9 protein-coding genes are annotated in these 13,964 nt (G+C 68.2%); all 9 read left to right on the top strand.

Features of this window, described 5'->3' with window-relative positions; genetic code table 11:
- The first annotated feature begins 171 nt into the window (after positions 1–171).
- Complete coding sequence (locus PM1_RS13185) at positions 172–564, top strand: MerR family transcriptional regulator (protein ID WP_009622686.1); 393 nt, start codon at positions 172–174, stop codon at positions 562–564.
- A 43-nt stretch (positions 565–607) separates the two neighbouring features.
- A complete protein-coding gene (locus tag PM1_RS13180) occupies positions 608–1,771 on the top strand; it encodes an isovaleryl-CoA dehydrogenase (protein ID WP_009622689.1) in 1,164 nt (387 codons plus the stop codon).
- A 92-nt stretch (positions 1,772–1,863) separates the two neighbouring features.
- Positions 1,864–3,471: a carboxyl transferase domain-containing protein gene (locus PM1_RS13175; protein WP_009622690.1), complete on the top strand. Its 1,608-nt coding sequence runs from the start codon at positions 1,864–1,866 to the stop codon at positions 3,469–3,471.
- Positions 3,472–3,559: 88 nt separating this feature from the next.
- Positions 3,560–4,357, top strand: coding sequence for a gamma-carboxygeranoyl-CoA hydratase (locus PM1_RS13170; protein WP_009622692.1), 798 nt, complete (start codon positions 3,560–3,562; stop codon positions 4,355–4,357).
- Between the two features lie 89 nt (positions 4,358–4,446).
- Positions 4,447–6,402, top strand: a complete 1,956-nt coding sequence (locus tag PM1_RS13165; protein WP_009622693.1) for an acetyl/propionyl/methylcrotonyl-CoA carboxylase subunit alpha — start codon at positions 4,447–4,449, stop codon at positions 6,400–6,402.
- A 190-nt stretch (positions 6,403–6,592) separates the two neighbouring features.
- Positions 6,593–7,495 (top strand): hydroxymethylglutaryl-CoA lyase, encoded by a 903-nt coding sequence (locus PM1_RS13160; RefSeq protein WP_009622694.1) that lies wholly within the window; start codon positions 6,593–6,595, stop codon positions 7,493–7,495.
- Positions 7,496–7,972: 477 nt separating this feature from the next.
- Entirely contained in the window at positions 7,973–9,205 is a 1,233-nt protein-coding gene (mexE, locus tag PM1_RS13155; protein WP_009622695.1) for a multidrug efflux RND transporter periplasmic adaptor subunit MexE, read from the top strand.
- Positions 9,206–9,322: 117 nt separating this feature from the next.
- Complete coding sequence (locus PM1_RS13150) at positions 9,323–12,508, top strand: efflux RND transporter permease subunit (protein ID WP_009622696.1); 3,186 nt, start codon at positions 9,323–9,325, stop codon at positions 12,506–12,508.
- Positions 12,505–13,896 carry an efflux transporter outer membrane subunit gene (locus tag PM1_RS13145; RefSeq protein WP_009622697.1) on the top strand — a complete coding sequence of 464 codons (1,392 nt, stop codon included), beginning with the start codon at positions 12,505–12,507 and terminating at the stop codon, positions 13,894–13,896. The genes PM1_RS13150 and PM1_RS13145 overlap by 4 nt, the downstream gene beginning before the upstream one ends.
- The last annotated feature ends 68 nt before the right edge of the window (positions 13,897–13,964 follow it).

The following is a 13,964-nucleotide window of genomic DNA, read 5'->3' as shown; positions in this document are numbered from 1 at the left end:
ACGTCAGGCTGGTCAGGGACTGTCTACACCCGTCCTCCCCTTCAGTAAAGAGGACTCCCGGTTGCCCGGCAACGCACGCAATTAGCGGGCCAGCCGGCCGGCGGCGAAGTGATTGACAGTCCCTCGACACAGGTTTACGTTAACGTAAAGGTAAACGAACGAGCAAGCCCGATGCCGACCACCTACAGCATTTCCGACCTGGCCCGCGAACTGGACGTGACCACCCGCGCCATCCGCTTCTACGAGGAGCAGGGCATGCTCAGCCCCGAGCGCCGCGGCCAGGAACGCATCTACAGCCCCAAGGACCTGGTGGCGCTGAAGCTGATCCTGCGCGGCAAGCGCATCGGCTTCTCGCTGGCCGAGTGCAAGGAGCTGATCGACCTCTACGACCCCAGCAGCGGCAACCGCAAGCAGCTCGAGACCTTCATGGGCAAGATCGCCGCGCGCCGCGCGCAGCTGGAGCAGCAGCTGCTCGACATCGAGCAGATGAAGCTGGAACTGGACACGGCCGAGGAACGCTGCCTGGCGGCCCTGGCCGAGACCGAGAAGAAACAGCGCGCCTGAGCGCGCCCTACCCTTATCCAAGTACAAGAAAGCAGGTGCAACCATGAGCTACCCGTCCCTCAACTTCGGCCTCGGCGAAACCATCGACATGCTCCGCGAGCAGGTGCAGGGCTTCGTCGCCAGCGAACTGGTCCCGCGCGCCGCGCAGATCGACGCCGACAACCTGTTCCCCATGGACATGTGGAAGAAGTTCGGCGACATGGGCCTGCTCGGCATCACCGTCAGCGAGGAATACGGCGGCGCCAACATGGGCTACCTGGCCCACGTCATCGCCATCGAGGAAATCAGCCGCGGCTCGGCCTCGGTCGGCCTGTCCTACGGCGCGCACTCCAACCTGTGCGTCAACCAGATCAAGCGCAACGGCAATGCCGAACAGAAAGCCAAGTACCTGCCCAAGCTGATCAGCGGCGAGCACGTCGGCGCGCTGGCCATGAGCGAGCCCAATGCCGGTTCCGACGTGGTCTCCATGAAGCTGCGCGCCGACAAGCGCGGCGACCGCTTCGTGCTCAACGGCAGCAAGACCTGGATCACCAACGGCCCGGACGCCAACACCTACGTGATCTACGCCAAGACCGAGCCGGAAAAGGGCGCCCACGGCATCACCGCATTCATCGTCGAGCGCGACTGGAAGGGCTTCAGCCGCGGCAACAAGTTCGACAAGCTGGGCATGCGCGGCTCGAACACCTGCGAGCTGTTCTTCGATGACGTGGAAGTGCCGGAAGAGAACGTGCTGGGCGCGGTCAACGGCGGCGTGAAGGTGCTGATGAGCGGCCTGGACTACGAGCGCGTGGTTCTTGCCGGTGGCCCGATCGGCATCATGCAGGCCTGCATGGACGTGATCGTCCCCTACATCCACGACCGCAAGCAGTTCGGCCAGAGCATCGGCGAGTTCCAGCTGATCCAGGGCAAGGTCGCCGACATGTACACCCAGCTCAACGCCAGCCGCGCCTACCTCTATGCAGTCGCCCAGGCCTGCGACCGTGGCGAGACCACCCGCAAGGACGCCGCCGGGGTGATCCTCTACACCGCCGAGCGCGCGACGCAAATGGCCCTGGACGCCATCCAGATCCTCGGCGGCAACGGCTACATCAACGAGTTCCCCACCGGCCGCCTGCTGCGCGACGCCAAGCTCTACGAGATCGGCGCCGGCACCAGCGAGATCCGTCGGATGTTGATTGGGCGCGAGCTCTTCAACGAAACCAAATAACGATAAAAGCCGCTGGAGGCTGAAGGCTGGACGAAAAAGCCGCTCCAGTCCTCGTCCAGCCTCCAGCCTACAGTGCTCTTCTCGAGGTTTTCATGGCCCTACTGCATACCCAGATCAACCCGCGCTCCCCCGAATACGCCGCCAACGCCGCGAGCATGCTGGAGAGCGTCCAGGACCTGCGCGCCCTGCTCGGCCGCGTCCATGAAGGCGGCGGCGCCGCCGCCCAGGCCAAGCACAGCGCGCGCGGCAAGCTGCTGGTGCGCGAGCGCATCAACCGCCTGCTCGACGCCGGCTCGCCGTTCCTCGAAGTCTCCGCCCTCGCCGCCCACGAGGTGTACGGCGAGGACGTGGCCGCCGCCGGCGTGGTCGCCGGCATCGGCCGCGTGGAAGGCGTGGAATGCATGATCGTCGGCAACGACGCCACGGTGAAGGGCGGCAGCTACTACCCGCTGACCGTGAAGAAGCACCTGCGCGCCCAGGCCATCGCCCAGCAGAACCGCCTGCCGTGCATCTACCTGGTGGACTCCGGCGGCGCCAACCTGCCACGCCAGGACGAGGTGTTCCCCGACCGCGAGCACTTCGGGCGGATCTTCTTCAACCAGGCCAACATGAGCGCCCAGGGCATCCCGCAGATCGCCGTGGTGATGGGCTCGTGCACCGCCGGCGGCGCCTACGTGCCGGCGATGAGCGACGAGACCATCATGGTCCGCGAGCAGGCCACCATCTTCCTCGCCGGCCCGCCGCTGGTGAAGGCCGCCACCGGCGAGGTGGTCAGCGCCGAGGACCTGGGCGGCGCCGACGTGCACTGCAAGACCAGCGGCGTGGCCGACCACTACGCCGAGGACGACGAGCACGCCCTGGCCATCGCCCGCCGCTGCATCGCCAACCTCAACTGGACCAAGCAGGGCAAGCTCAACACCCAGCCCCCGCGCGCGCCGCTGTACCCGGCCGAGGAGCTGTACGGGGTGATTCCGGTGGACAGCAAGCAGCCGTTCGACGTGCGCGAGATCATCGCCCGCCTGGTCGATGGCAGCGAGTTCGACGAGTTCAAGGCGCTGTTCGGCACCACCCTGGTGTGCGGCTTCGCCCACCTGCACGGCTACCCCATCGCCATCCTGGCGAACAACGGCATCCTCTTCGCCGAGGCCGCGCAGAAAGGCGCGCACTTCATCGAACTGGCCTGCCAGCGCGGCATCCCGCTGCTGTTCCTGCAGAACATCACCGGCTTCATGGTCGGCCAGAAGTACGAGGCCGGCGGCATCGCCAAGCACGGCGCCAAGCTGGTCACCGCGGTGGCCTGCGCCCAGGTGCCGAAGTTCACCGTGATCATCGGCGGCAGCTTCGGCGCCGGCAACTACGGCATGTGCGGCCGCGCCTACGACCCGCGCTTCCTGTGGATGTGGCCCAACGCGCGGATCGGCGTGATGGGCGGCGAGCAGGCCGCGGGCGTCTTGGCCCAGGTCAAGCGCGAGCAGGCCGAACGCGCCGGCAACACGCTGAGTGCCGAGGAGGAAGCGAAGATCAAGGCACCGATCCTCGCCCAGTACGAGCGCCAGGGGCACCCCTACTACTCCAGCGCGCGGCTGTGGGACGACGGCGTGATCGACCCGGCGCAGACCCGCGAAGTGCTCGCCCTGGCCCTGTCCGCCTCGCTCAACGCGCCTATCGAGCCGACCCGCTTCGGTGTATTCAGGATGTAAGAAAGCTGGAAGCTTGAAGCCGGAAGCTGGAAGTCGCGCGGCTTTCGCTTCCAGCTTCCGGCTTTCGGCTTCCAGCCAGGAAACGACCATGCCTACTTACGAAAACATCCAGCTAGAGAAAGACGACCGCGGCGTCGCCACCCTGTGGCTGAACCGCCCGGACAAGAACAACGCCTTCAACGCCCAGACCATCGCCGAGCTGATCCGGGCGCTGGACCAGGTGGCCGACGACGCCGAGGTGCGCCTGCTGGTGCTGCGCGGCCGCGGCAGGCACTTCTGCGGCGGCGCCGACCTGGCCTGGATGCAGGAGGCGGTGAAGCTCGACTACCAGGGCAACCTCGCCGACGCCCAGCAACTGGCCGAGCTGCTGAACAACCTGCACCTGCTGAAGAAACCGACCCTGGCCGTGGTCCAGGGCGCGGCCTTCGGCGGCGGCGTGGGCCTGGTGGCCTGCTGCGACATGGCCCTGGGCAGCGAGCAGGCGCAGTTCTGCTTGTCGGAAGTGCGCATCGGGCTGATCCCGGCGACCATCGGGCCCTTCGTGACCAAGGCCATCGGCCAGCGCGCGGCCACCCGCTACGCCCTCACCGCCGAGCGCTTCGACGGCGCCCGCGCCCGCGAGCTGGGCCTGCTGGACGAGTGCTACGCCGCCGAGGAACTGGAGGAGAAGGTCGAGGCCTGGGTCGCCAACCTGCTGAACAACAGTCCGGCCGCGCTGGTGGCCTGCAAGGCGCTGTTCCAGGAAATCGGCAGCGGTGAATTGAGCCCCAACCTGCGCCGCTACACCGAGGCCGCCATCGCCCGCATCCGCATCAGCCCCGAAGGCCAGGAAGGGCTGCACGCCTTCCTCGAGAAACGCAAACCGAAATGGCAGAAGAGCAGCTAGAAGCTTGAAGCCGGAAGCTTGAAGCGGGGAGTGCTCTCCAGCTTCCAGCTTATAGCTTCCGGCTTCCAGCTCTTCAACGGAGCAAAACAATGATTACAACGCTACTGGTGGCCAACCGCGGCGAGATCGCCTGCCGGGTGATGCGCACCGCCAAGGCCCTGGGCCTGACCACCGTCGCCGTGCACAGCGCCACCGACCGCCACGCCCGCCATGTCGAAGAGGCGGACATCGCCATCGACCTGGGCGGCGCCAAGCCGGCCGAATCCTACCTGCGCGCCGACGCCGTGCTGGCCGCGGCCAAGGCCGCCGGCGCCCAGGCCATCCACCCCGGCTACGGCTTCCTCTCGGAGAACGCCGGCTTCGCCCGCGCCTGCGAAGAGGCCGGGCTGGTGTTCCTCGGCCCGCCGGCCAGCGCCATCGACGCCATGGGCAGCAAGTCCGCGGCCAAGGCGCTGATGGAAGACGCCGGCGTGCCCCTGGTGCCCGGCTACCACGGCGAGGCCCAGGACTACCCGACCTTCCAGCGCGAAGCCGCGCGCATCGGCTATCCGGTGCTGCTCAAGGCCGCCGCCGGCGGTGGCGGCAAGGGCATGAAGGTGGTGGAGCGCGAAAGCGAGCTGGCCGAGGCCCTGGAATCCGCCCAGCGCGAAGCGCAGTCCGGCTTCGGCGACTCGCGCATGCTGGTGGAGAAATACCTGACCAAGCCGCGCCACGTGGAAATCCAGGTGTTCGCCGATAAGCACGGCAACTGCCTGTACCTCAACGAGCGCGACTGCTCGATCCAGCGCCGCCACCAGAAGGTGGTGGAGGAAGCCCCCGCCCCCGGCCTCTCGGTGGAACTGCGCCGCGGCATGGGCGAGGCCGCCGTGCGCGCCGCCCAGGCCATCGGCTACGTCGGCGCCGGCACCGTGGAGTTCCTCTACGACGAAGGCAGCGGCCAGTTCTTCTTCATGGAGATGAACACCCGCCTGCAGGTGGAACACCCGGTCACCGAAGCCATCACCGGCCTCGACCTGGTGGCCTGGCAGATCCGCGTGGCCCGTGGCGAGCCGCTGCCGATCACTCAGGAACAGGTGCCGCTGAACGGCCACGCCATCGAAGTGCGCCTCTACGCCGAGGACCCGGAAGGCGGCTTCCTGCCCGCCAGCGGCCACCTGGCGCTGTACCGCGAACCGCCGGCCGGCCCCGGCCGCCGGGTGGACAGCGGCATCCGCGAGGGCGACGACATCTCGCCGTTCTACGACCCCATGCTGGCCAAGCTGATCGCCTGGGGCGAGAACCGCGAGGAAGCCCGTCAGCGCCTGCTGGCGATGCTTGGCGAAACCGCCGTGGGCGGCTTCAAGACCAACCTGGCGTTCCTGCGCCGCGTGCTGGCCCACCCGGCCTTCGCCGCCGCCGAACTGGACACCGGCTTCATCGCCCGCCACCAGGAACAACTGCTGCCGGCGCCCGGCGAACTGCCGCCGCAATTCTGGCAACTGGCCGGCGAGGCCTGGGCGCAAAGCGAAGCCGAACGCGTGCGCAACGACGACGCCCACTCCCCGTGGAGCGCCCGCGACGGCTGGCGCAGCGGCCTGCCGGGGGAAACCGACCTGCACCTGCTGGCCAAGGGCGAGTCCCAGGTGGTGCGCCTGCGCCATGCCGATGGCGTGCGCGGCGCGACGCTCAAGGGCGAATGGCTGGAAGTGGACCTCGACGGCCTGCGCCGCCGCCACCTGGCCCTGCGCCAGGGCGACAGCCTGTACCTGGAATGGCAGGGCGAACTGGTGCCGGTGCGCCGCTACGACGCCATCGCCGAAGCCGAGGCCGCCCACGCCCACCACGGCGGCCTGGGCGCGCCGATGAACGGCAGCATCGTGCGCATCCTGGTCCAGCCCGGCCAAACGGTGGAAGCCGGCGCCGCCCTGGTGGTGCTGGAAGCCATGAAGATGGAACACAGCATTCGCGCGCCGCACGCCGGCGTGGTGAAATCGCTGTATTGCAGCGAAGGCGAACTGGTGGCCGAGGGTACGGCGCTGGTCGAACTGGAAGAGGCTTCGGCGTAACAGCCGAAGAGCCCCTCTCCCCAGCCCTCTCCCTGAAGGGAGAGGGAGCATTCGTGCCATGCGGACCGTCCGTGTGAGCCGGAAGCCACCGCTGCGCAGGACAGTCCCCTCTCCCTTCAGGGAGAGGGTTAGGGAGAGGGCAACGGCCGAGCCCGGCACCCTCCCCCACAGAACACAACGAGGACCCAGCATGCCCCTGCCCCAACACGTCCGCCTGGTCGAAGTCGGCCCGCGCGACGGCCTGCAGAACGAGAAACAGCCCATCAGCGTCGCCGACAAGGTGCGCCTGGTGGACGACCTGAGCGCCGCCGGCCTGGCCTACGTCGAGGTCGGCAGCTTCGTCTCGCCCAAGTGGGTGCCGCAGATGGCCGGCTCGGCCGAAGTCTTCGCCGGCATCCGGCAGAAACCCGGCGTCACCTACGCCGCCCTGGCGCCCAACCTCAAGGGCTTCGAGGCCGCGCTGGAGGCCGGGGTGAAGGAAGTGGCGGTGTTCGCCGCCGCCTCCGAGGCCTTCTCGCAGAAGAACATCAACTGCTCCATCAAGGAGAGCCTGGAGCGCTTCGTGCCGGTGATGGACGCCGCCCGCGAGCACGGCATCCGCGTGCGCGGCTACGTGTCCTGCGTGCTCGGCTGCCCCTACCAGGGCGAAGTGGACGTGCAGCAGGTGGCCGCCGTGGCCGCCGAGCTGGACGCCATGGGCTGCTACGAAGTGTCCCTGGGCGACACCATCGGCGTCGGCACCGCCGGCGCCACCCGCGCCATGTTCGAAACGGTCGGCGCCCGCGTGCCGCGCGAACGCCTGGCCGGGCACTTCCACGACACCTACGGCCAGGCCCTGGCCAACATCTACGCAAGCCTCTTGGAAGGCATCGCCGTGTTCGACAGCTCGGTCGCCGGCCTCGGCGGCTGCCCCTACGCCAAGGGCGCCACCGGCAACGTGGCCACCGAGGATGTGCTCTACCTGCTCGACGGCCTGGGCATCCACACCGGCATCGACCTCGACGCCCTGATCGCCGCCGGCCAGCGCATCTGCCAGGTGCTCGGCAAGGAAAACGGCTCGCGCGTGGCCCGCGCCCGCCTGGCCAAGGCCTGATCCCGCGCCGCTATCGCTCGGTCATGGCGATGGGTATCGCTTCGCTCAACCCATCCTACGATGGCGTCTCTCCTGTAGCCTGGGGCGCATAACGCCTCCGGCATATCAGGATGACTCCGGCTTCGCCGCCCGCGCCGGACGGCCCCCTCTCCCTCTGGGAGAGGGCTGGGGTGAGGGTTGCGGACTTCGCCGACACTCCGCTGCCGAATCTGCACTCCGCGCCCCCTCCCTAACCCTCCCCCGCAAGCGGGAGAGGGGACCGTTCGGCGTGAAGCGAAACCTGGAAGCTCCCTGAATCCATGTACGCAAACGGTCCACCGCACAGCGAGTAGCAGAAAATCCCCCATCGATTGATACGGATAATGCAACAGGGTTTATCACTGGCCGTGATAATAAGAATGCTCCCGTTCGATTAGCGACTTAGACGCCTGGAACGCAGACTCCGCCCATTACAGAAAAAATGCCGGAGTCTTCCCCATGGAGCGTTCACTCAAACCCTTGCGTATCCCCCTGGCACTGGCCGCCGTCCTGGTGCTCAGTGCCTGCGGCAAGCCCCAGGAAGCCGCGCAGAACATGCCCGCGCCCAAGGTCAGCGTCGCCGAGGTCATCGAGCAGCCGGTCAACGAGTGGGACGAGTTCACCGGCCGCCTGGAGGCGCCCGAATCCGTCGAACTGCGCCCGCGCGTCTCCGGCTACATCGACAAGGTGACCTTCCGCGAAGGCGCCCTGGTGAAGAAAGGCGACCTGCTGTTCCAGATCGACCCGCGCCCGTTCCAGGCCGAGGTCCATCGCCTTGAGGCCCAACTGGCGCAGGCCCGCGCCAACCAGACGCGCACCGCCAACGAAGCCGCCCGCGGCGACCGCCTGCGCGCCACCAACGCCATCTCCGCCGAGCTGGCCGACGCCCGCAGCGCCGCCGCCACCGAAGCCCGCGCCCAGGTCGCGGCGACCCAGGCCGAGCTGGACAACGCCCGGCTGAACCTGTCCTTCACCCAGATCACCGCGCCCATCGACGGCCGCGTCTCGCGCGCCGAAGTCACCGCCGGCAACCTGGTCAATTCCGGGCAGAGCCTGCTCACCACCCTGGTCTCCACCGACAAGGTCTACGCCTACTTCGACGCCGACGAGCGCGTCTACCTGAAGTACGTGGCCATGGCCCGCGCCGGCGGCCCGGACGCCCGCGGCAGCACCCCGGTGTACCTCGGCCTGACCGGCGAGGACGGCTTCCCGCACCTGGGCCGCCTGGACTTCCTCGACAACCAGGTCAACCCCAAGACCGGCACCATCCGCGGCCGCGCGGTGTTCGACAACAAGGACGGCCTCTACACCCCCGGCCTCTATGCGCGCATCAAGCTGGTCGGCTCCGGCACCTACGACGCCGCGCTGATCAAGGACGAAGCGGTCGGCACGGACCTTGGCAAAAAGTTCGTGCTGGTGGTCGGCGCCGACAAGAAGGTGGCCTACCGCGCCATCGAGCTGGGGCCGAAGCTGGAGGGCCTGCGCATCGTCCGCAGCGGCCTGGCCAAGGGCGACCGCATCGTGGTCAACGGCCTGCAGCGCGTGCGCCCCGGCGCCGAGGTGGATGCCCAGGGTGTGCCCATGGCCAGTCCGGACACCCTCGCCGCCCTCGCCCGCTCGCGCCAGGCGGTGGAAGACAGCGAGCCGCCGAAGGTCGCCGAACAGTCGCCGGGCAAGCCCAGCCGCATCTGACGACGACCCGCCCCTGAGCGGGGCACATCGACAACGCAGTACCCGGCCCTGGCCCCACCCAGGGTCGCGGGTGACCTTTTGCCCAGGGTTTAGCGCCCCGCGCGCCAGGAACGAACCATGAACTTCTCGCAATTCTTCGTGCAGCGGCCGATCTTCGCCGCCGTGCTCTCGCTGATCATCCTGATCGGCGGGGCCATCTCGCTGTTCCAGTTGCCGATCAGCGAATACCCCGAAGTGGTGCCGCCCACCGTGGTGGTGCGCGCCACCTTCCCCGGCGCCAACCCCAAGGTGATCGGCGAGACCGTCGCCGCGCCCCTGGAGCAGGCCATCACCGGCGTCGAGAACATGCTCTACATGTCCTCGCAGTCCACCGCCGACGGCAAGATGACGCTGACCATCACCTTCGCCCTGGGCACCGACCTGGACAACGCCCAGGTACAGGTGCAGAACCGCGTGACGCGCACCGAGCCGAAGCTGCCCGAAGAGGTCACCCACATCGGCATCACCGTCGACAAGGCCTCGCCCGACCTGACCATGGTCGTGCACCTGACCTCGCCGGACAACCGCTACGACATGCTCTACCTGTCCAACTACGCCATCCTCAACATCAAGGACGAGCTGGCGCGCCTGGACGGCGTGGGCGACGTGCAGCTGTTCGGCATGGGCGACTACTCGCTGCGCGTGTGGCTGGACCCGAACAAGGTGGCCTCGCGCAACCTGACCGCCACCGACGTGGTCAACGCCATCCGCGAGCAGAACCGCCAGGTCGCCGCCGGCGCCCTCGGCGCGCCGCCCGCGCCCAGCGCCACCAGCTTCCAGCTGTCGATCAACACCCAGGGCCGCCTGGTCAGCGAGGAAGAGTTCGAGAACATCATCATCCGCAGCGGCCCTGACGGCGAGATCACCCGCCTGAAGGACATCGCCCGTATCGAACTGGGCTCCAGCCAGTACGCCCTGCGCTCGCTGCTGGACAACCAGCCGGCGGTGGCCATCCCGATCTTCCAGCGCCCCGGCTCCAACGCCATCGCCATCTCCAACGAGGTGCGCGAGAAGATGGCCGAACTGAAGAAGGCCTTCCCCCAGGGCGTGGACTACTCCATCGTCTATGACCCGACCATCTTCGTCCGCGGCTCCATCGAAGCGGTGGTGCACACCCTGTTCGAAGCGCTGATCCTGGTGGTGCTGGTGGTGGTGCTGTTCCTGCAGACCTGGCGCGCCTCGATCATCCCGCTGGCCGCCGTGCCGGTGTCGCTGATCGGCACCTTCGCGGTGATGCACGCCTTCGGCTTCTCGCTCAACGCGCTGTCGCTGTTCGGCCTGGTGCTGGCCATCGGCATCGTGGTGGACGACGCCATAGTGGTCGTAGAGAACGTCGAGCGGAACATCGGCCTCGGGTTGACGCCGATCGAGGCCACCAAGCGCGCCATGAAGGAAGTGACCGGGCCGATCATCGCCACCGCCCTGGTGCTGTGCGCCGTGTTCGTGCCGACCGCGTTCATCTCCGGCCTCACCGGGCAGTTCTACCGGCAGTTCGCGCTGACCATCGCGATCTCCACGGTGATCTCCGCATTCAACTCGCTGACCCTGTCGCCGGCGCTGGCCGCCGTGCTGCTCAAGGGCCACCACGAGCCCAAGGACCGCTTCTCGCTGATCCTCGACAAGCTGCTGGGCAGCTGGCTGTTCCGCCCGTTCAACCGCTTCTTCGACCGCGCCAGCCATGGCTACGTCGGCACCGTCACCCGCGTGCTGCGCGGCAGCTCCATCGCCCTGTTCATCTACGCCGGGCTGATCGCCCTCACCTACCTGGGCTTCTCCAGCACCCCGACCGGCTTCGTGCCGCAACAGGACAAGCAGTACCTGGTGGCCTTCGCCCAGCTGCCCGACGCGGCGACCCTCGACCGCACCGAGGCGGTGATCAAGCGCATGTCGGAAATCGCCGGCAAGCACCCGGGCATCGAGCACACCGTGTCCTTCCCGGGCCTGTCGATCAACGGCTTCACCAACAGCCCCAACAGCGGCATCGTCTTCACCCCGCTGAAGGACTTCGACCAGCGCAAGGGCCCGGGCATGTCCGCCGGCGAGATCGCCGCCGAGCTGAACAAGCAGTTCGCCGACATCCAGGACGCCTACATCGCCATCTTCCCGCCGCCGCCGGTACAGGGGCTGGGGACCATCGGCGGCTTCCGCGTGCAGGTCGAGGACCGCGGCAGCCTGGGCTACGAGGAGCTCTACACGCAGACCCAGAACATCCTCGCCAAGGCCCGCGCGCTGCCCGAGCTGAACCCCATGTCGGTGTTCACCAGCTACCAGGTGAACGTGCCGCAAGTGGACGCCGCCATCGACCGCGAGAAGGCCAAGACCCACGGCGTGGCCATCAGCGACATCTTCGACACCCTGCAGGTGTACCTGGGCTCGCTGTACGCCAACGACTTCAACCGCTTCGGCCGCACCTACCAGGTCAACGTCCAGGCCGACCAGAACTTCCGCCTGGACCCGGAACAGATCGGCCAGCTGAAGGTGCGCAACAACCTGGGTGAAATGGTCCCCCTGGCCACCTTCATCAAGATCAGCGACACCTCCGGCCCCGACCGGGTGATGCACTACAACGGCTTCATCACCGCCGAGATCAACGGCGCCGCGGCGCCCGGCTACAGCTCCGGCCAGGCCGAGGCGGCGATGGAGAAACTGCTCAAGCAGGAACTGCCCAACGGCATGACCTACGAGTGGACCGACCTGACCTACCAGCAGATCCTCGCCGGCAACACCGCGGCCTTCGTCTTCCCGCTCTGCGTGCTCCTGGCCTTCCTGGTGCTGGCCGCGCTGTACGAGAGCTGGGGCCTGCCGCTGGCGGTGATCCTGATCGTGCCGATGACCCTGCTGTCGGCCATCGGCGGCGTGATCGTCGCCGGCGGCGACAACAACATCTTCACCCAGATCGGCCTGATCGTGCTGGTGGGCCTGGCGTGCAAGAACGCCATCCTCATCGTCGAGTTCGCCAAGGACAAGCAGGAAGAAGGCATGGACCGCGTCGCCGCCGTGCTGGAGGCCTGCCGCCTGCGCCTGCGGCCGATCCTGATGACCTCCATCGCCTTCATCATGGGCGTGGTGCCGCTGGTGCTGTCCACCGGCGCCGGCGCCGAGATGCGCCATGCCATGGGCGTCGCGGTGTTCTCCGGGATGCTCGGGGTGACCTTCTTCGGCCTGCTGCTGACACCGGTGTTCTACGTCCTCATCCGCCGCTTCATGGAAGCCCGCGAAGCGAAGAAACAAGCCCGCCTGACCCACGAGGCCAGCCACGCATGAACCTGAAACACTTCGCCCCGGCGCTGCTGGCCCTGAGCCTCAGCGCCTGCATGGTCGGCCCCGACTACAAGCAGCCGGACACCGCGCCGGCCAAGCTCGAAACCGGCGCAGCGGTCTTCGACCGCAGCCGTTTCGAGGACGCCTGGTGGAAACAGTTCGACGACCCGGTGCTGAGCCAGCTGGTCGACCAGGCCCTGCAGGAAAACCGCGAGCTGCGCGTGGCCTACGACCGCGTGCTGGCCTCGCGGGCGATCCGCGACGACGTCTCCAACGACCGCTTCCCCACCGTGACCAGCCGCGTCTCCTCGGAGATCGGCAAGGGCCAGGTGCCCGGGCAGACCGAGGACCGCGTCAACCAGGAGCGCTACGACCTGGGCCTGGACATGATCTGGGAAGTCGACCTGTTCGGCCGCGTGCGCCGCGAGCTGGAATCGGCCGACGCCCAGAGCCAGGCCGCCCAGGCCGACCTGCAGCAGCTGCAGGTCAGCCTGGTCGCCGAGCTGGCCGACGCCTACGGGCAGCTGAGAGGCGCGCAGCTGCGCGAAGGCATCGCCCGCGACAACCTGAAGAACCAGCGCGAATCCCGCGACCTGACCATCCAGCTACGCGACAACGGCGTGGGCAACGAACTGGACGTGCAGCGCGCCGAGGCGCGCCTGGCCGCCACCGAAGCCACCCTGCCGCAACTGCAGGCCGAGGAAGTGCGCCAGCGCAACCGCATCGCCACCCTCCTCGGCCAGCGCCCGGACCAGCTGACGGTGGACCTCTCGCCCAGGCAGCTGCCGGCCATCGCCAAGGCCCTGCCGATCGGCGACCCGGGCGACCTACTGCGCCGCCGCGCCGACGTCGCCGCTGCCGAACGCCGGCTGGCCGCGGCCACGGCGGATGTCGGCGTGGCCACCGCCGACCTGTTCCCGCGGGTGAGCCTCGGCGGCTTCCTCGGCTACACCGCCGGGCGCGGCTCGCAGATAGGCTCAGGCGCGGCCCGCGCCTGGGGCGTGGCGCCGACCATCAGCTGGGCCGCCTTCGACCTGGGCAGCGTGCGCGCCCGCCTGCGCGCCTCCAGGGCCGACGCCGACGCCGCGCTCGCCAGCTACGAGCAGCAGGTGCTGCTGGCCCTGGAAGAGTCCTCCAACGCCTTCAGCGACTACGGCAAGCGCCAGCAGCGCATGCTGGTGCTGGTGCGCCAGTCCGAGGCCAGCCGCAAGGCCGCCGAACTGGCCGGCGTGCAATACCGCGAAGGCACCCTGGACTTCCTAAACCTGCTGGACGCCGAGCGCGAACAACTGGCCGCCGAAGACGCCCAGGCCCTGGCCGAAGTCGACGTCTACCGCGGCATAGTCGCCATCTACAAGGCCCTCGGCGGCGGCTGGCAACCCCGGGCCTGACAGGTTCCTCCCTGGCCACTCTCCGGCCACTTGGCCCCGCGACGCACGCTGCTGATCGCGGGGCTTTT

It is taken from the genome of Pseudomonas sp. M1, from assembly GCF_022760135.1.
Lineage (GTDB): Bacteria > Pseudomonadota > Gammaproteobacteria > Pseudomonadales > Pseudomonadaceae > Pseudomonas > Pseudomonas citronellolis.
The sequence above is the reverse complement of the archived record's forward strand: the minus strand, read 5'-3'. Positions and strand labels throughout refer to the sequence as shown.